This window comes from Streptomyces canus (assembly GCF_041435015.1).
In the GTDB taxonomy this organism is placed as follows: Bacteria; Actinomycetota; Actinomycetes; order Streptomycetales; family Streptomycetaceae; genus Streptomyces; species Streptomyces canus_G.
Genome location: NZ_CP107989.1, coordinates 1,140,186 through 1,157,712, shown reverse-complemented (window position 1 = coordinate 1,157,712; position 17,527 = coordinate 1,140,186). Strand labels below are relative to the sequence as shown.

15 protein-coding genes are annotated in these 17,527 nt (G+C 68.6%); 11 read left to right on the top strand and 4 right to left on the bottom strand.

The annotated features are described in order from the left end of the window. Positions 1-55: 55 nt before the first annotated feature. The 3 genes from OG841_RS05475 to rhaI form a co-directional block, all read right to left on the bottom strand. Positions 56-1,492, bottom strand: coding sequence for a rhamnulokinase (locus OG841_RS05475; protein WP_371563803.1), 1,437 nt, complete (start codon positions 1,490-1,492; stop codon positions 56-58). Then, the gene (locus OG841_RS05470) at positions 1,489-3,528 is read right to left on the bottom strand and encodes a bifunctional aldolase/short-chain dehydrogenase (RefSeq protein WP_371563800.1); all 2,040 of its coding nucleotides are present in this window, start codon (positions 3,526-3,528) and stop codon (positions 1,489-1,491) included. Before OG841_RS05470 ends, OG841_RS05475 begins: the two co-directional genes overlap by 4 nt. Before the next feature lie 140 nt (positions 3,529-3,668). After that, entirely contained in the window at positions 3,669-4,829 is a 1,161-nt protein-coding gene (gene rhaI, locus OG841_RS05465) for an L-rhamnose isomerase (RefSeq protein WP_365120227.1), read from the bottom strand. 274 nt (positions 4,830-5,103) lie between these two features. Here rhaI and OG841_RS05460 point away from each other — a divergent pair, with 274 nt between their 5' ends. The 9 genes from OG841_RS05460 (at position 5,104) to OG841_RS05420 (ending at position 14,818) form a co-directional block, all read left to right on the top strand. Beyond that, positions 5,104-6,621: a sugar ABC transporter ATP-binding protein gene (locus tag OG841_RS05460; RefSeq protein ID WP_365120225.1), complete on the top strand. Its 1,518-nt coding sequence runs from the start codon at positions 5,104-5,106 to the stop codon at positions 6,619-6,621. After that, entirely contained in the window at positions 6,618-7,658 is a 1,041-nt protein-coding gene (locus OG841_RS05455; protein ID WP_365120224.1) for an ABC transporter permease, read from the top strand. Before OG841_RS05460 ends, OG841_RS05455 begins: the two co-directional genes overlap by 4 nt. After that, the gene (locus OG841_RS05450) at positions 7,651-8,661 is read left to right on the top strand and encodes an ABC transporter permease (RefSeq protein WP_365120222.1); all 1,011 of its coding nucleotides are present in this window, start codon (positions 7,651-7,653) and stop codon (positions 8,659-8,661) included. Before OG841_RS05455 ends, OG841_RS05450 begins: the two co-directional genes overlap by 8 nt. 56 nt (positions 8,662-8,717) lie before the next feature. Continuing rightward, positions 8,718-9,797, top strand: coding sequence for a rhamnose ABC transporter substrate-binding protein (gene rhaS / locus OG841_RS05445; RefSeq protein ID WP_365120220.1), 1,080 nt, complete (start codon positions 8,718-8,720; stop codon positions 9,795-9,797). 17 nt (positions 9,798-9,814) lie between these two features. After that, a complete protein-coding gene (locus OG841_RS05440; protein ID WP_266556044.1) occupies positions 9,815-10,135 on the top strand; it encodes an L-rhamnose mutarotase in 321 nt (106 codons plus the stop codon). 32 nt (positions 10,136-10,167) lie between these two features. Beyond that, on the top strand, positions 10,168-11,592 hold the full coding sequence (locus OG841_RS05435; RefSeq protein ID WP_328642522.1) for a BNR repeat-containing protein: 1,425 nt from the start codon (positions 10,168-10,170) through the stop codon (positions 11,590-11,592). A gap of 80 nt (positions 11,593-11,672) precedes the next feature. Continuing rightward, entirely contained in the window at positions 11,673-12,698 is a 1,026-nt protein-coding gene (locus tag OG841_RS05430; protein WP_266556040.1) for a LacI family DNA-binding transcriptional regulator, read from the top strand. A 104-nt stretch (positions 12,699-12,802) separates the two neighbouring features. Further along, entirely contained in the window at positions 12,803-14,104 is a 1,302-nt protein-coding gene (locus OG841_RS05425; RefSeq protein WP_328642524.1) for an alpha/beta fold hydrolase, read from the top strand. Between the two features lie 108 nt (positions 14,105-14,212). Further along, the gene (locus OG841_RS05420; RefSeq protein ID WP_328642525.1) at positions 14,213-14,818 is read left to right on the top strand and encodes an FxLYD domain-containing protein; all 606 of its coding nucleotides are present in this window, start codon (positions 14,213-14,215) and stop codon (positions 14,816-14,818) included. Between the two features lies 1 nt (position 14,819). Here the strand turns inward: OG841_RS05420 and OG841_RS05415 are convergent, their stop codons facing one another. Continuing rightward, on the bottom strand, positions 14,820-15,020 hold the full coding sequence (locus tag OG841_RS05415; protein ID WP_057612914.1) for a DUF5999 family protein: 201 nt from the start codon (positions 15,018-15,020) through the stop codon (positions 14,820-14,822). Positions 15,021-15,852: 832 nt separating this feature from the next. Between OG841_RS05415 and OG841_RS05410 the strand changes: the two genes are divergently transcribed. Beyond that, positions 15,853-16,908 (top strand): TIR domain-containing protein, encoded by a 1,056-nt coding sequence (locus OG841_RS05410; RefSeq protein WP_328642526.1) that lies wholly within the window; start codon positions 15,853-15,855, stop codon positions 16,906-16,908. A 51-nt stretch (positions 16,909-16,959) separates the two neighbouring features. Beyond that, positions 16,960-17,523 (top strand): NUDIX hydrolase, encoded by a 564-nt coding sequence (locus OG841_RS05405; RefSeq protein ID WP_328642527.1) that lies wholly within the window; start codon positions 16,960-16,962, stop codon positions 17,521-17,523. Positions 17,524-17,527: the final 4 nt, after the last annotated feature.

Sequence of the window (17,527 nt, the reverse complement as noted above, 5' to 3'; positions counted from 1 at the left end):
CGATCATCGGATGAGTGAAGCGTAGTCCGGCGTGCAAGTCGAGGGGAGACCCCGGTCAGTGCCCGGCGAGCCGGGCCTGCGCCTCGCGCCAGCGCGCGGAGTCGCCCTGCGGCTCGTACCGGGTGAGCGGCTGGGTCCGGGTCAGCAGCTCGCGCCCGCCCGCGAGGTCACTCACGAGGCCGTGGGCCCGCGCCTGGACCAGGACGTTGCCGAGCGCGGCCGCCTCGGTCGGCCCCGCCACCACCGGCAGCCCGCAGGCGTCGGCGGTCAGCTGGCACAGCAGGGCGTTGCGGGTACCGCCCCCGACGACGTGCACGACGTCGACAGGGTGGCCGGCCAGCCGCTGCGCCTCGTCGACGGCCTTGCGGTGGGCCAGTGCGAGGGAGTCGAGGATGCACCGCGTGATCTCGGCGGGGGAGACGGGTACCGGCTGCCCCGAAGCACGGCACGCCTCGGCGATCCGCTCCGGCATCCGGCCCGGCGCGAGGAACATCGCGTCCCCGGCGTCCACCACCGACCGCAGTGCCGGCACCTTCGCCGCGGCCGGCAGCAGTTCACCCAGGTCCGGGTCGCCCCAGGCCCGTACGCACTCCTGGAGCAGCCACAGCCCCATGATGTTCCGCAGATACCGGACCGTGCCGTCGAGCCCCAGCTCGTTGGTGAAGTTGGCGGCCCGGCTCTCCTCGGTCAGCACCGGAGCGTCGAGCTCAAGGCCCGCGAGAGACCAGGTGCCGGTGCAGATGTAGGCGAACCGCTCGCCGGACGCGGGCACGGCGGCCACCGCGGAGGCGGTGTCGTGCGATCCGACGGCCGTCACGGGCACGGGCCCGCGGAGCCCGGTCTCCTCCAGCACCTCGGGCCGCAGCAGTCCGGCCGGATCACCCGGCTGTCGCAGCGGCGCGAACAGCTCCAGGTCGATCCCGAGCCGCTCGGCGATCTCGTACGACCACGCCCGCGTCCGGGGATCGATCAGCTGGGTGGTCGAGGCGTTGGTCAGCTCGGTGCCCTGCTCGCCGGTCAGCCAGTAGGTGAGCAGGTCGGGAATGAGCAACAGTCGCTGCGCGCCCACGAGTCGGTCCGCCACGAGCTGGTACAGCGTGTTGAACGGCGCGTACTGGAGCCCGGTCGCCGCATAGAGCTCCGGCGCGGGCACGGTCGCCCACACCTTCTGCGCGATGCCTTCGGTACGGGAGTCCCGGTAGTGCACCGGATTGCCGAGCAGCGCCCCGTCGGCGTCCAGCAGCCCGTAGTCCACGGCCCAGCTGTCGATGCCGACGGAGTCGACCTGCCCGGCGGCCCTGAGCCCGTCCAGGACACCGCCGTACAGCGAGAGGATGTCCCAGCGCAGGCCTTCCGGGACCCGGACCGGACGGTTCACGAACCGGTGTGCCTCGGACAGCTCCAGGCTGTCGGGGCCGACGCGGCCGACCATGACACGTCCGCTGGACGCGCCGAGGTCGACCGCGGCGTACGACTTCACGGACGCGCTCATCGCAGGAAGGCGGCCGCGACGCCGGCGTCGACCGGGACGTGCAGCCCGGTGGTGTGCGTCAGCTCCCCGCCGGTCAGCGCGAACACGGCGTTGGCCACGTGCTCGGGGAGCACCTCGCGCTTGAGGATGGTCCGCTGCGCGTAGAACTCGCCCAGCTTCTCCTCCTCCACGCCGTACACGGCCGCGCGCTTGGCACCCCAGCCCCCGGCGAAGATCCCGGACCCGCGCACCACGCCGTCCGGGTTGACACCGTTGACGCGGACGCCGTGCTCGCCCAGCTCGGCGGCCAGCAGCCGCACCTGGTGGGCCTGGTCGGCCTTGGTGGCGGAGTAGGCGATGTTGTTGGGCCCGGCGAAGACGGCGTTCTTGGAGGCGATGTAGACGATGTCGCCGCCGAGCTTCTGCGCGATCATCACCCGGGCCGCCTCCCGCGACACCAGGAAGGAACCGCGCGCCATGATGTCGTGCTGGAGGTCCCAGTCCTTGGCGGAGGTCTCCAGGAGCGGCTTGGAGATGGAGATGCCCGCGTTGTTCACGACGAGGTCCACCCCGCCGAAGGCCAGAACCGCGGCGCGGAAGGACTCGGCGATCTGTTCCTCGGACGTGACGTCGACGGTCACGGCGACGGCCTTGTCGGGCCCGCCGAGCTCCTCGGCGACGGCGGAGGCGTTCTCTGCGTTGAGGTCCGCGACGACGACACACGCCCCCTCGGCGACCAGGCGCTGCGCGATGGCCTTCCCGATGCCGCTGCCGGCGCCGGTCACCAGCGCCACGCGGGTCGCGAGCGGCTTGGGTTTCGGCATCCGCTGGAGCTTGGCCTCCTCGAGGGCCCAGTACTCGATGCGGAACTTCTCGGACTCCTCGATGGGCGCGTACGCCGAGACGGCCTCGGCGCCCCGCATCACGTTGATCGCGTTGACGTAGAACTCACCCGCGACCCGGGCGGTCTGCTTGTCCTTGCCGAAGGAGAACATGCCGACACCCGGGACGAGCACGATCGCCGGGTCGGCTCCGCGCATGGCGGGGGAGTCGGGCAGCGCGTGCCGCTGGTAGTAGGCGGCGTACTCCTCGCGGTACTCGGCGTGCAGGACGTCGAGCCGCGCGATGGCCTCCTCCACCGGAGCCGTCGGCGGCAGGTCCAGGACGAGCGGCCGCACCTTGGTCCGCAGGAAGTGATCGGGGCAGGAGGTCCCGAGCGCGGCGAGCCGGGGGTGCTCGGCGCGGGCCAGGAACTCCAGGACGGCCTCGGAGTCGTTGAAGTGCCCGACCTGCGGCTTGTCCTGGGAGGCGACGGCGCGGACGTACGGCGCGAGGGCGGCCGCCCGCTCCCGCCGGTCGGCCTCGGGAAGGGCGCCGTAGCCCTCGATGACGTGCCCGAAGGGCTCGGCCTTGCCGCGCTCCTCCAGGAACGTCTCGGCGGTCCGGATGATGTGCAGCGAGTTCCGCTCGCACTCCTCGGCGGTGTCACCCCAGGCGGTGATCCCGTGCCCGCCGAGGACGACACCGATCGCCTGTGGGTTGGCGGCCTTGATGGCGGCGATGTCCAGCCCCAGCTGGAACCCGGGGCGCCGCCACGGCACCCAGGCGACGGTGTCGCCGAAACACTCGGCGGTCAGCTTCTCCCCGTCGGCGGCACAGGCCAGCGCGATACCGGAGTCCGGGTGCAGATGATCGACATGGGCGGCCTCGACCAGCCCGTGCATGGCGGTGTCGATGGACGGAGCCGCTCCGCCCTTGCCGTGCAGGCAGTAGTCGAACGCGGCGACCATCTCGTCCTCGCGCTCGACACCCGGGTACACGTCGACGAGCGCCCGCATCCGGTCGAGCCGCAGCACGGCGAGCCCACCTTCGGTGAGCGTCCCGAGGTCACCCCCGGACCCCTTGACCCACATCAGCTCGACATCACCACCGGTGACGGGGTCGGTGTCGGTGCCCTTGGCGGACGCGTTGCCGCCGGCGTAGTTGGTGTTACGGGGATCAGAGCCAAGCCGACGGGACCGGGCGAGGAGGGCAGCGGCTTCTGGGTGGATTGCCATGAACGTTCAGTCCTTCTTGAAAGAGGGGGGAGTGTTCCTACCTGGGGGCGCGGGGCTGTATCAATGTGCGGCTCCGCCGCGCGGGCGCGACCAGCCACATACGGCCCGCACCCCGCAACGACACAGATCCCGGCAGACGCTCACGCCCCCCAACCAGCCTGTTCCCCACCAACCCGCTCGGCCACGATCTTCTCGGCCCACCCGGACCGCTTGTACGCAGCAATCGGATTGGCGTCCAACCCCATCTCTTCGCGCACCTCGGCAAGAAGCGGCCGCACGTCGGTGTTGTACGCGTCCATCAGCACCGCGTTCGCCTCCAGAACATCACCCTCGCGCTGAGCCACGGCAAGAGCGTCCCGGTCGACCAGGAGTGCCTTGGCGGTCGCTTCCTGGACGTTCATCACCGACCGGATGATCGCCGGGATCTTCGCCTCGATGTTGTGGCACTGGTCGAGCATGAAGGCGACGTCGGGCGTGTACCCGCCACCACGGATGACCTCGTACATGATCCGGAACAGCTGGAACGGATCGGCCGCCCCCACCATGAGGTCGTCGTCGGCGTAGAACCGTGAGTTGAAGTCGAACCCGCCGAGCTTCCCTTCCCGCAGCAGTGTGGCGACGATGAACTCGATGTTGGTGCCGGGAGCGTGGTGGCCGGTGTCGACGACGACCTGCGCCTTGGGGCCGAGCTTCAGACAGTGCGCGTACGCCGTCCCCCAGTCCGGCACGTCCGTCGAGTAGAAGGCCGGCTCGAAGAACTTGTACTCGAGCAGCATCCGCTGCCCCTCGCCCAGACGGTCGTACACCTCGGAGAGGCCCTCGGACAGCCGGTCCTGCCGAGCCCGCAGATCATCCTGACCGGGATAGTTCGTGCCGTCGGCGAACCAGAGCTTCAGGTCGTGGGACCCGGTCGCGTCCATGATGTCGACGCACTCCAGCAGATGATCGAGAGCCTTCCGCCGCACGGAGGCGTCCGGATGGCAGATGCTGCCCAGCTTGTAGTCGTCGTCCTGGAACGTGTTGGAGTTGATGGCGCCCAGCTGCACGCCCCGCTCCTCGGCGAACTTCGCCAGTGCGGCGTAGTCCTCGACCTTGTCCCAGGGGATGTGCAGGGCGACGGTCGGGGCCACCCCGGTGAACGCGTGCACCTGCGCCGCGTCCTCCAGCTTCTCCTGCGGAGTACGCGGTACCCCCTGCTGGGCGAAGACCTTGAAGCGGGTTCCGGAGTTCCCGTACGCCCACGACGGCGTCTCGACTGCCTGGGTCTTGAGCGCGGCCTTCACCGCGGCGAGCTCGGTCACTTGAGGGCTCCTGTGACGTCGGGTCCGAAGGGCTTGCGAACAGCTTCACTGTGAAACGATTCAAGACGCGAAAGTATGGCGACCTCGAAGGGGTGTCAACCCCTGCGGCCAAGGCTGTTGCCCGTGACCCTGCCGTGACCTGAGTCCATCGAAACATTTTCGACACGAACCCATTGACGCGACATGCGCTCCATGCCTAACGTCCCGGCAACCAAGTTGAAACCTTTCACGACGCCGAGAGGGTCGTCCCGCCGGCGTCGTCGAGGAGCCCCCAATGACCCACCCGTCCACCACGGGTCCGGCCCCGGTTCTCGCGCTCAGGGACATTTCGAAGTCCTTCGGCGCGGTTCGCGCCCTGCGGGACGTCTCCCTGGAGCTGTTTCCCGGGGAGGTACACGCCCTCGCCGGCGAGAACGGCGCGGGCAAGTCGACCCTCATCAAGACCCTCGCGGGAGTGCACCGGCCGGACACCGGCCAGGTCGTGCTCGACGGCGAACCGGTCCTCTTCCACGGTCCCGGTGACGCCCGCGACGCCGGTATCGCCGTGATCTACCAGGAGCCCACGCTCTTCCCCGACCTGTCGATCGCCGAGAACATCTTCATGGGCCGCCAGCCCCGGCGCGCCCTCGGCCGGATCGACCACAAGGCCACGCACGCCGCGACCCTGGCGCTGATGCAGCGTCTCGGGGTCGAGCTCGACCCCGACCGCCCGGCGCGCGGCCTGTCCATCGCCGACCAGCAGATCGTCGAGATCGCCAAGGCGCTGTCCTTCGAGGCCCGGGTCCTGATCATGGACGAGCCGACCGCCGCCCTCACCGGCAGCGAGGTGGCCCGACTCTTCGGCGTCGTCAAGGCGCTGCGCGAGCAGGGCGCCGCCGTCCTGTTCATCTCGCACCGCATGGAGGAGATCTTCCAGATCTGCCAGCGGGTCACCACCCTGCGCGACGGCGCCTGGATCGCCAGCGAGCCGATCGAGGGCATGACCGAGGACGACCTGGTCCGCCGCATGGTCGGCCGCGACCTCGACGAGCTGTACCCCAAGCAGGACGTACGCCCCGGCGAGGTCGCGCTCACGGTGCGCCGGCTCACCCGGGAGGGCGTCTTCACCGACGTCTCCTTCGAGGTCAGGCAGGGCGAGATCGTCGGCCTCGCGGGGCTCGTCGGAGCGGGCCGTACCGAGGTCGCGCGAGCCGTGTTCGGCATCGACCGCTGGGACGCAGGAGAGGTCTCCGTGGACGGCAGGGCCCTGGTCAACGGCGCCCCGTCCACCGCGATGGCCGCAGGACTCGCCCTGGTCCCCGAGGACCGGCGCGCCCAGGGCCTCGTGATGGACATGTCCATCGAGCGCAACATCGGCCTCACCGGACTCCGTACGACCGTCAAGGCGGGCCTCATGGACCGCGGTGCCGAACGCAGCCGTTCGCTCGACTGGGCCGTCAAGCTCCAGGTGAAGTACGCCCGGATCGCCGACACCGTCAACACCCTGTCGGGCGGCAACCAGCAGAAGGTCGTCCTCGCGAAGTGGCTGGCCACCGGCCCCAAGGTGCTCATCGTCGACGAGCCGACCCGCGGCATCGACGTCGGCACCAAGGCCGAGGTGCACCGGCTGCTCAGCGAGCTGGCCGCCGACGGGGTGGCCATCCTGATGATCTCCTCCGACCTGCCCGAGATCCTCGGCATGGCCGACCGCGTGCTCGTGATGCACGAGGGCCGCCTCACCGCCGAGATCCCGCGCTCCGACGCCACCGAGGAAACCGTGATGGCCGCAGCCACCGGGAGGGCCGCCGCATGACGGTCACCACCCCCCAGCAGGCCCCTCCCGCCGAGGTGCCGAAGGCCGGTGCCACCCGACTCGTGGACCGCGTCTTCAAGATGCGCGAGCTCGCCATCCTGCTCGTCTTCCTGGCGATGATCGTCGTCACCCAGATCGGGAACAGCGACTTCCTCACCGAGCAGGGCATCAAGGACCTGCTGCTGAACGCCACGATCCTGGTCCTGGTCGCCACCGGACAGTCGCTGGTGGTCATCACGAGGAACGTCGACCTCTCGGTCGGCTCCATCCTCGGGATCAGCGCCTTCGCCGCCGGTACCTATCTCCAGGGCGGCGGGAACCCCGTCGTGGCGATCGGGCTCGCGGTCCTGTTCGGCATCGGCTTCGGCCTGCTCAACGGCCTCCTCGTCAGCCTCGGCCAGGTGCCCGCGCTCGTGGTCACCCTCGGCACGCTCTACATCATCCGGGGCATCGACTCCATCTGGGTCGGCTCCCGCCAGATCACGGCGGCCGACCTCCCGGACGGCTTCGTGAACTTCGGCTCCGGCGGCATCTCCGCGGTGCCCTGGCTGGCCCTGATCGCGCTGGCGGTGCTCGTCGCCACCGCCTACTACCTCAAGCACTTCGGCAGCGGACGCGAGCTGTACGCGCTCGGCTCCAACCCCGAGGCCGCACGGCTCGCCGGCATCCCGGTGCGCAAGCGGATCCTGGCCGCGTACACCTTCTGCGGCGGCCTCGCCGGTCTCGCCGGTGCGATGTATCTGGCCCGGTTCGGCAACGTCGACTCGAGCACCGGCAACGGCTACGAACTGACCGTCGTCAGCGCGGTCGTGGTCGGCGGTGTCGTCTTCACCGGCGGCTCCGGCAGCGTCTACGGCGCGGCTCTCGGCGCCCTGCTGCTGACCTCCATCAACAGTGTGCTGCCCGCCCTCGGCGTCAGCTCGGTCTGGGTGCTCGCCATCAACGGCATCCTGCTCATCCTCGCCATCGCGGTCGACCGGATCGTCGCGCTGCGCGTGGCCTCCGCCCTGAAGAAGAGGAACGCCCGCCATGCCTGACTCCCTGACGCGTGCGGTCCGCTGGGACACGGTCGTCGGCGCGCTCCTGATCGTCGTCCTGCTGCTGTCCTTCAGTACGGTCGACGGCTTCGGCAACGCCCTCAACCTGTCCTTCCTGATCGGCAACACCCTGCCGATCGCGCTGATCGCCCTGCCGATGACCATGCTCGTGGTCTCCGGCGAGATCGACCTCTCGGTCGCCTCCACAGCGGGTCTGTCCGGCGCCGTGATGGGCGCCCTGTGGAACCAGGGCCTGACGATCGAGGTGATCATCCCGATCTGCCTGGTCCTCGGAGTGGTGTGCGGGCTGGTCAACGGCCTGCTCGTCACCCGGCTGGGCCTGCCCTCCCTCGCCGTCACCATCGGCACCCTCGCCGCCTACCGGGGCATCGCGCAGATCGTGCTCGGCTCCGACGCGGTGACCGACTTCCCGACGCAGTACCTGGACTTCGCGGCGGGTCGTATCGGGGACACGTTCATCCCTCAGGCCTTCCTGCCCTTCCTCGTCCTGCTCGCGATCGCCGTGGTCGTCCTGCACGCCACGCCGTTCGGGCGGTCGGTGTTCGCGACCGGCGCGAGCGAGGAGGCGGCGCGTTTCGCGGGCATCCGGGTCAAGCGCCAGAAGCTGATCCTGTTCACGGTGACCGGCATGATGGCCTCCCTCACCGGCATCTTCTGGGCACTGCACTACGCCAGCGCCCGCTATGACAACGCGACCGGCCTCGAACTCTCCGTGGTCGCCGCGGTGCTGCTCGGCGGTATCGACTTCGACGGAGGCAAGGGCACGCTCGGCGGTGCGATCGCGGGAGTCTTCCTGCTCGGCGCACTGCAGAACGTGATGAGCCTCCAGGACGTCTCCGCCCAGTCCCAGATCGTCGTCACCGGCGTTCTGCTCGTCCTCTCCGTGCTCGGCCCCCGGGTCGCACGGCAGATCTCGGTTGCGAGGGCCGGCCGCCGAGCCGCCTCGACACCGGCGTCCAAGGCGCCCACACCGGCCGCGTAGGTCCGGGCGCCCAAGGAAACCTCGTATCCGCTCACCGTCGTAAGGAAGAATCCGTCATGCGTAAGTCATCGCTCCGCCGTTCCTGCGCGGCCCTCGCCGCCGGCACCTCCCTCGCCCTCGCGCTCACCGCGTGCGGCGGCACCACCAAGAAGGACGTGCAGGACGAGGGCGCCTCGGCCGCCTCGACCGCCAAGGCGGACCCGAACGCGGCCACCAAGAAGGGCCTGACCGTCGGCTTCCTGCCCAAGCAGGTCAACAACCCCTACTTCACCTCCGCCGACAAGGGCGGCGAGGTGGCCCTGACGGAGCTGGGCTCGAAGTACAAGGAGGTCGGTCCGTCCAGCGCCACCGACACCGCCGGGCAGGTCTCCTACGTCAACACGCTCACCCAGCAGCAGGTGAACGCGATGGCCGTGTCCGCGCAGGACCCGGGCGCCCTGTGCACCGCCCTCAAGCAGGCCATGTCGAACGACATCAAGGTCGTCACCTACGACTCCGACACCAAGCCGGAGTGCCGCAACGCCTTCGTGTCGCAGGCCTCCGCCGAGGACCTGGGCCGCACCGAGGTGCAGCTGCTCGCCGAGCAGATCGGCTACAAGGGCGAGATCGCGATCCTGTCCGCCGCGCAGACGGCGACGAACCAGAACACCTGGATCGACTTCATGAAGGACGAGCTGAAGGACCCGAAGTACAAGAACATCAAGCTCGTCAAGGTCGCCTACGGCAACGACGACGCCCAGCAGTCCTTCCAGCAGACCCAGGGCCTGCTCCAGGAGTACCCGAACCTGAAGGGGATCATCTCCCCGACCACCGTCGGCATCAAGGCCGCCGCCCAGTACCTCTCCGGCTCCAAGTACAAGGGCAAGGTCAAGCTGACCGGCCTCGGCACCCCCAACGACATGCGCAAGTACGTCAAGAACGGCACCGTCGAGGGCTTCGAGCTGTGGGACCCGGCGAAGCTCGGCGCGCTGGCCGCCCAGACCGCCGTGGCCCTGGTCTCCGGCCAGATCACCGGCAAGGAGGGCGAGACCTTCAAGGCCGGCGGCACCACGTACACCATCGGCAAGGACGGCGTGATCAACCTCGGCAAGCCGACCGTGTTCACCGCCAAGAACATCGACCAGTTCAACTTCTGATTGCGGAGCGGTACTTCATGCAGCGCGTCTGTTTCCTCCTCAAGGTCCGTCAGGACAAGCTCGCCGAGTACCGCGAACGACACGCCGCCGTGTGGCCGGAGATGCTCGAAGCACTCTCGGCCACCGGCTGGCACAACTACTCGCTCTTCCTGCGCGACGACGGCCTGCTCGTCGGCTACCTGGAGACCGAGGACTTCGAGGCCGCCAAGGCCGGTATGGAAGCCACCGAGGTCAACGCCCGCTGGCAGGCCGAGATGGGCGAGTTCTTCGAGTCCCTCGACGGAGCCCGCCCGGACGAGGCGATGAAACCGCTCACCGAGGTGTTCCACCTCGCCTGACCTTCCCCATCAGGACATCAGGAGCCGCACCCATGAGAAGACGCACACTGCTGGCAGGTGCCATCGTGTCCGCCATGTCCACCACCGCGCTCACCGGCGGCACCGCCCGCGCCGCCGACCCCGGTCCCTCCGTCACCCGGACCGGCACCACCACGCTCGACAACCAGGCGGTCTTCTTCGTCTCCTACGACGGCCTCGTCAACAACAACTCGTTCCAGAAGAACGGCCTGCTGACCTACAAGGGCTACCAGTACGCCGTCTGGTACACCGCCGACAAGAACGCCGTCGTCGGCCGCCGCGTCCTCGGGGGGAGCACCTGGTCCACCGTCCAGGTCGGACACACGCTCAAGACCAGCGACTCCCACAACGTCATCTCCATGGGCGTCTCCAAGGTGGACGGCCGCCTCCACCTCAACATGGACTCGCACAGCGACGGCTTCACCTACGTCAAGTCGGTCGCCGGCCTCATGGACAACCCGTCAGGACTGAGCTGGACCGCGGCCCGGTTCGGCGCACCCCAGTCCACCCTGGACGGCCTGGCCCTCACGTCGCAGTTCACCTACCCGCAGTTCGTCTCCACACCCGACGGCAAGCTCCAGCTCAGCTACCGGGCCGGGATATCCGGCAACGGCCGCAACGCCCTGGCGGAGTACGACGGTTCGACCTGGACCAACCTCGGCGAGTGGTCCGCCTCCACCGGCACCTACACCAGCGAGCACGGCTCCTCGACGGCCCGCAACATGTACCTGCACGGCATCGACTACGACAAGAACGGCCGGCTGCACTCCTTCTTCACCTGGCGCGAGCAGAACGCCGCCGTGATGTGCAGCAGCGGCGGCATCACCAACCACGACACCGGCTACGTCTACTCCGACGACCGCGGCCGCACCTGGCGCACCAACGCCGGCACCGTCGTCGGCACCACCGGCGGCTCCGACAAGGTCGCCGTCACCGACAGCGGCCTGGTCATCGACGCGCTGAACCCGGACCACTCCCTGATGAACCAGGAGAGCCAGTTCACGGACTCCTCGGGTCTGCCGCACGCGATCATCTCGTACGTCCCCGGCCGCTTCGGCCAGTGCACCACGAACTACGTCTCCGACCGCACCGCCAACGGCCGCGCCTTCCACGTCCGCAAGAACTCCTCGGGCAGCTGGCAGAAGACCGAGATACCGGTCGTGCTCGGCTCCAGCCAGCGCACCAAACTGATCCTGGACAAGTACGACAATGCCTACGCGATCTTCCCGTTCGGCCGGATCGCCGGTGCCTCCAAGGCGTCCGGGTACACCGACTGGACGGTCCTGTTCGACGGCAGCGGCCTCAACGCCTTCGGCGAGGTCGTGATCGACGAGATGCGGATCGCGCAGAGCAACGTGCTGTCGTTCATGTACCAGGAGAAGTCGAGCGGTACGACCCCCTCGGCGCTCCACGTCGTCGACTTCGCACTGCCTGCCTGATCGTGACCGGTGTGGGGGCGACTCGACGATAATGTGAAGGTCGTCCTGTCGCCCCCCGTCTTCCTGGAGGTCCCTGCCCGATGGCCCAGTCGGTGGGTATCAAGGACGTCGCCCGCGCCGCCGGAGTCTCCGTCGGCACGGTCTCGAACGTCATCAATCGTCCGGACTCCGTCGCCACCGAGACCCGGGCGCGCGTCCTGTCCGCGATAGACCGGCTCGGCTATGTCCGCAGCGAGTCCGCGCGGCAACTGCGCGCGGGCCGCAGCCGGATCATGGGTCTGCTCGTGCTCGACATGGGCAACCCCTTCTTCGTGGACGTCGCGCGAGGCGCCGAGCGGGCCGCCCGCGAGGACGGTCTCGGCGTCATGGTCTGCAACAGCGCCCAGAGCGCGAGCGAGGAGGCGGAGTACCTGTCCCTCTTCGCGGAGCAGCGGGTCCGGGGCGTCCTGCTCACCCCGACCGACGCCTCCGGCCGCAACATCGACTCCTTCCGCCGCCACGGCATCCCCTTCGTCCTCGTCGACCGGGTCGCCGAGGGCACCACCGAGTGCTCGGTCTCCGTCGACGACGTGGCCGGCGGCGCCCTGGCCGTCCGCCACCTCGTGGACGCCGGGCACCGCTCCATCGCCTACGTCAGCGGCCCGCCCGGCCTCAACCAGGTCCGCGACCGCCGCACCGGCGCCCTCAACGCGCTGGCAGAGGCGGGCCTGGGTCCCGAGAATCTGCGCGAGCTGCCCACCGAACGGCTCGACGTGGCCGCGGGCCGGGACGCCGGCGCCCGTCTCCTCGGCCTCGCCGACCGCCCGACCGCCGTGTTCTGCGCCAACGACCTGCTCGCCCTCGGCGTCCTGCAGGCCATGTACGCGGCCGGGATCACGGTCCCCGACGACCTCGCCATCGTCGGCTACGACGACATCGAGTTCGCCGCCGCCGCGGCCGTCCCGCTCACCTCGGTCCGGCAGCCCGCGGTCACCATGGGCGCCCTGGCCGCCGAACTGCTTCTGGAGGAGACGGAGGCGGAGACCACCGGCAAGCGGCACGACCACCGCCGGGTGGTGCTCCAGCCCGAACTGGTGGTACGGCGCTCCAGCCTGGCGGCCCGCTGACCCGGGAGTCAGTAAGATTTCATGATCGAAGGGGTCGGACGGCGGACGAACATGTGCTGAACTGGGACGCGTCCACAGCATGTCCGTCCGTCCCGGGAGCCCTGTTGACCGCGACCTACCGCCAGCCCGGCCTCGTCCTCACCGATCGCCGCTTCACCGTCCCCCTCGACCACGACGACCCGGCCGGGGAGACGATCGAGCTCTACGCCCGCGAGGCCGTCGCGAGCGACAAGGCGGGCCAGAACCTGCCGTGGCTGGTCTATCTCCAGGGCGGCCCGGGCTTCGGGGCGAACCGTTTCGTCGGCAAGGGGGCCTGGTTCGGCCGGGCCCTGAAGGAGTTCCGCGTCCTCCTGCTCGACCAGCGCGGCACCGGCCACTCCACACCGGCCAACCGTCAGACGCTGCCGCTGCGCGGCGGTCCCGCCGAACAGGCCGACTACCTGGCCCGCTTCCGAGCCGACTCCATCGTCCGCGACTGCGAGGCGATCCGCGCCCAGGTGACCGGCGGCGCCCCCTGGACCGTCCTGGGCCAGAGCTTCGGCGGTTTCTGCGCCACGACCTATCTGTCCCTCGCCCCCGAGGGCCTCACCGCCGCCGTCATCACCGGCGGTCTGCCCTCCCTCGACGCCCACGCCGACGACGTCTACCGGGCCGCCTACCCGCGTGTGGAGCGCAAGGTCGCCGCGCACTACGCCCGCTATCCGCAGGACGTCGAACGGGCCCGTCGTATCGCCGACCATCTCCTCACCCGCGACGTCACCCTGCCGAACGGCTACCGCCTGACCGTCGAGGCCTTCCAGTCCCTCGGCATCCTCCTCGGCGGCGGCGAGGGCAGTCACCGGCTGCACTACCTGCTGGAGCACGCCTTCGTCCGCTCCCCGCAGGGTCCGGAGCTCTCCGACGCGTTCCAGGAAGAGGTCCAGGGCCTCCTCTCCTACGCGCCCCACCCGCTCTACGCCCTCGTCCACGAGGCGACCTACGGCCAGGACGAGCGCCCCACCGCCTGGTCGGCCGAACGGGTGCGCGCCGAGTTCCCACAGTTCGACGCGGCCAAGACCCTCGCCGGCGACGAGCCGTTGCTGTTCACCGGCGAGTCCATCCACCCCTGGCTGTTCGACTGCGACCCGGCCCTGCGCCCGCTGCGCGAGACGGCCGAACTCCTCGCCGCCCGCACCGACTGGCAGCCTCTCTACGACCCGGCCCGCCTCGCCGTCAACGAGGTCCCCGTCGCCGCCGCCGTCTACCACGACGACATGTACGTCGACACGGTCCACTCCCTGGAGACCGCCCGCGCGATCCGCGGTCTGCGCACCTGGGTGACGGACGAGTTCGAGCACGACGGAATCCGTGCGGGCGGCCCCCGCGTCCTGGACCGGCTGCTCGCCCTCGCCCGTGAGGAGGCCTGACGCCGGACACCCGGACGGCCCGTGGGCGGCGACATGCCCGACTCTCGATTCCGGCATAAGGTTCATTTCGGCCATGTGTCGACGCCGGAGTCGAGAGGACGTCAGTCGATGAGCACACCGTCACCCCACGGACGGTCCCGGATCGCCGCCCTCGCCGTGGCCCTGGCCGCCGCGAGCGCGCTCACCCTGGCGGCCTGCGACGACGACTCCGGCGGCTCGTCGACGTCCTCCGCCACGCCCACGGCCCCGGACACGGCCTCCTTCTCCGGCAACGCGGCCTCCGCGCTCGCGTCCGCCAAGGCCTCGGTGCGGGCCGAGGCCTCCCAGCGGGCCGCGTCCGCCTCGGCTGCCGCCTCCTCCTTCGAGGCCTCCGTCTCCGCGGAGGTGGAGCGTGCCAACAAAGCCGCGCGGACAGAACTCGCCAAGGTCGACGGACAGGGCAACGCGATGTCCGACGTCACCATGACCGGCAAGCCGCGCTCCGAGACCGGCGGTCTGCTCGCCGTCGTCGTCACCATCACCAACAAGACCGACAAGACGGCCTCGTACGCCGCCCAGGTCGACTTCCTCGACTCGTCCGGCAAGGTGGTGGAGACCCGGTACGTCGGCGCCGAGGACCTCGAGCCGGGGGAGAAGGCGCAGCCGGTCGCCGTCAGCCGCAAGCCCACCGAGCCGGTGCTGACACCCAGGCTGGCGAAGGCGCAACGGTATTGACTCAGGCGGCCGTGGCCAGCGCGCCGGGGGTGCGGTGCGGGCTCACGACCCGTCCGTCCGGCAGGAGTTCACCGGTGTCGTCGAAGACGATGGTGCCGTTGCACAGCAGGCTCCAGCCCTGTTCGGGATGGGCCGAGACGATCACCGCGGTGTGGTGACAGGGGCTGTCGGCGGTGGGGCACGGGGGCTGGTGGCTGCACATGACGTCTCCTCGATGCGTTCGGCTCCTGCCTCGGTTCGGCCGGTGTATCTGTGGTAGCCGAGCTTGTTTTCCGTTGGATGAGGAGACCCCCACATCACCGGAAACTCATCGGTGAGTTCTCGTCAGGTCGGCCGGTCGGCGGGGCCGTTGGGGCCTGTCCGGCGGATCATGCCGCCGTCGCGGGGTCTGGCACGCACCCCGCTCGAGCGAAGCCGAGACGCCCATGACCCGCCCACCCGCACTGATCAGACACCGTTGCTTGAAGTCGGCCTGATCCGCCGGACAGGCCCTAGTAGTGCTTCGTTAGGTCAATTCGTTGATGCTGACCAAGAGCATGTGGGGTGTGTGGACACACATGAAGTGAACCGTGCTCGTTCGGCGGCTCTGTGCCGCCCGGTACGTCCAGCGGGCCGACGAGGCCAAGATGGGGCTACCTCGACTTCCTCGACGGCTTCTGAACCCCCAGCGGCATACCGACCGGCACCGACCGTGCGAGGATCCACGGGCTCGTTGTCGGTGGCGGCCACCACAGTCCGCACCATGACGTCAGCTCCCAACCTCAACTCCGAGAGCGGTGGCTATTGCAGGTCACGCCGGCCGCGTCTGGCGTGGACTGGTGCGGACCCAGCCTCCTTCGAGCAGCAGCACTCCCGCGTTCCATCGCCCAGTTCGACAGGGCCTCACGAACCGGGAAGCGATGCCAGACTGTCCGCGATCATCGACGACGGCGGGCGGGCTCGACTTTTGTCCTCGGTGCATAAAATGGGTTCCTGAGTGCGAGACTCTCATGGAGAGCTGAGGGTGTGCGTGACACCGGGCGGGGGCGCTGGCAGTGGTGACGTTCAGGCCGCGGATCTTCATTGGTTCATCAGGCGAAGCCAAGGATATTGCCCATGCCCTGCGCGAGGCCTTGTCCCTAGCGGCTGCCCCAACTGCCTGGTTCGACCGTGCTTTCGCCGCTTCTACGACGGTGATCGAGCGATTGGATGAGATCGCGCAGTCAGAGATCGACGGCGCTGTGCTGGTTCTGACCACCGACGATCTCCGCACCAGGGAGGGAACCAGTTCCTGGACGCCCCGGGACAATGTCGTCTTCGAGTTGGGCCTGTTCATCGGAGCGCTCGGCCGGGAGCGCACGTTCGGCCTACTGTGCGGCCACTGTGCCAAGAACCTGGCATTGCCCAGCGATCTCCTCGGCGTCACCTGGGTGCTCTACCAGGATCCCCGGTGTCACGGCGCTCCGCCGTCGCCGGACGCGGTGACGTACTTGGACCAGCTGGCCAATGCGGTCCGCCCTGCCGCAGATCAGATCTTGAAAGATTTGAAAGCGGCAAAGGTGTCTCCCGTGCGGGCACCAGGACTGCCTGACCTGATCAAGGCATACCCGATCAGGGGCGCGGTACCGCGTCACACTTGGAACGAGGTACTGCAGGGTGCCGGCCAACACGTCTGGCTCTACGGAATGGCAGAACACGGGTACGCCGACGACGACGAGGTCCCCGAACTGCTGGCGAGCGCGGCGGGCAGAGGCTGCGACATCCGTGTGCTCCTGTTAGATCCAGAGCACAGCGGAACGCTCAGTGTGGACCGGGAGGAGGGCAACCCGTCAGGAACCATCGCTCCACGGATCCGGGCAGCCCTTGCTCGCTTTCGCGTCATGTCTGAAGCCTGCGACGGACGAATGAAGGTGCATGTGTATGACGGGCCACCTACCGTCAGCATCGTCCGCGGCGACGATCGCATTCTCATCACGCCTTATGTGCGCTATATCTCAGGCGACAACACGCCCACATTCGAACTAGAAAGCGCTGATTCCAATGGAATGTTCGTTCGCTATTCTCGACATTTTCAAAAAGTGTGGGTCGAGTCGAGACCATGGAAGGGGTGAAAGATGTTCGCTTTGAAACGCAGGTCACGCAAAAAGACTGCAGGACCCACCATGCAGAACGCCGAGTTGATGGAGACGGAGGTGATCACCGAAGGGCCCAAACGGTTCGTGCGCGAGAAACTGCGCATGCCGGATGGCGAGGAGATCGACTGGTATTACCTCGACACGCCCAGCAGCGTCATGATCGTTCCCATTACGGCAGGCGGCGACGTCGTACTCATCCGTCAGTACCGCCACAACCTGAAAAAATACACCCTTGAACTTCCGGCCGGGACAGTCCTGCGAGGGGAAAGTCCCAAAGATGCCGCCCTCCGCGAACTATGGGAGGAGACCGGATTTGAGCTGGACCCGGAGTCTTCTCTGATCGATCTGGGCGACTACTTCCTCTTGCCTTCTGAAACCAACAGGAACATCCACCTCTTCTTGGCATCGTCAGTGCTCCAAGGAACCGAAAAGCCTCCCGGGGACACGCAGATCGAGAAGTACTTCGACATGAGCGTCTGCTCCATGCCACTGGCAGAGGCCCTCACCAGCGTCGGACGGACCATTCACGGTGTTGAGACCGCCGCAGCACTGCTCATGGCGGACAATGCCATGAAGGCAGACTCTATTTAGCCGT

Coding starts and splice junctions, on each gene's coding strand:
- OG841_RS05475 (WP_371563803.1), bottom strand. CDS start 1,492: ATGAGCGCGTCCGTGAAGTCGTACGCCGCGGTCGACCTCGGCGCGTCC.
- OG841_RS05470 (WP_371563800.1), bottom strand. CDS start 3,528: ATGGCAATCCACCCAGAAGCCGCTGCCCTCCTCGCCCGGTCCCGTCGG.
- OG841_RS05460 (WP_365120225.1), top strand. CDS start 5,104: ATGACCCACCCGTCCACCACGGGTCCGGCCCCGGTTCTCGCGCTCAGG.
- OG841_RS05455 (WP_365120224.1), top strand. CDS start 6,618: ATGACGGTCACCACCCCCCAGCAGGCCCCTCCCGCCGAGGTGCCGAAG.
- OG841_RS05450 (WP_365120222.1), top strand. CDS start 7,651: ATGCCTGACTCCCTGACGCGTGCGGTCCGCTGGGACACGGTCGTCGGC.
- rhaS (WP_365120220.1), top strand. CDS start 8,718: ATGCGTAAGTCATCGCTCCGCCGTTCCTGCGCGGCCCTCGCCGCCGGC.
- OG841_RS05440 (WP_266556044.1), top strand. CDS start 9,815: ATGCAGCGCGTCTGTTTCCTCCTCAAGGTCCGTCAGGACAAGCTCGCC.
- OG841_RS05435 (WP_328642522.1), top strand. CDS start 10,168: ATGAGAAGACGCACACTGCTGGCAGGTGCCATCGTGTCCGCCATGTCC.
- OG841_RS05430 (WP_266556040.1), top strand. CDS start 11,673: ATGGCCCAGTCGGTGGGTATCAAGGACGTCGCCCGCGCCGCCGGAGTC.
- OG841_RS05420 (WP_328642525.1), top strand. CDS start 14,213: ATGAGCACACCGTCACCCCACGGACGGTCCCGGATCGCCGCCCTCGCC.
- OG841_RS05415 (WP_057612914.1), bottom strand. CDS start 15,020: ATGTGCAGCCACCAGCCCCCGTGCCCCACCGCCGACAGCCCCTGTCAC.
- OG841_RS05405 (WP_328642527.1), top strand. CDS start 16,960: ATGCAGAACGCCGAGTTGATGGAGACGGAGGTGATCACCGAAGGGCCC.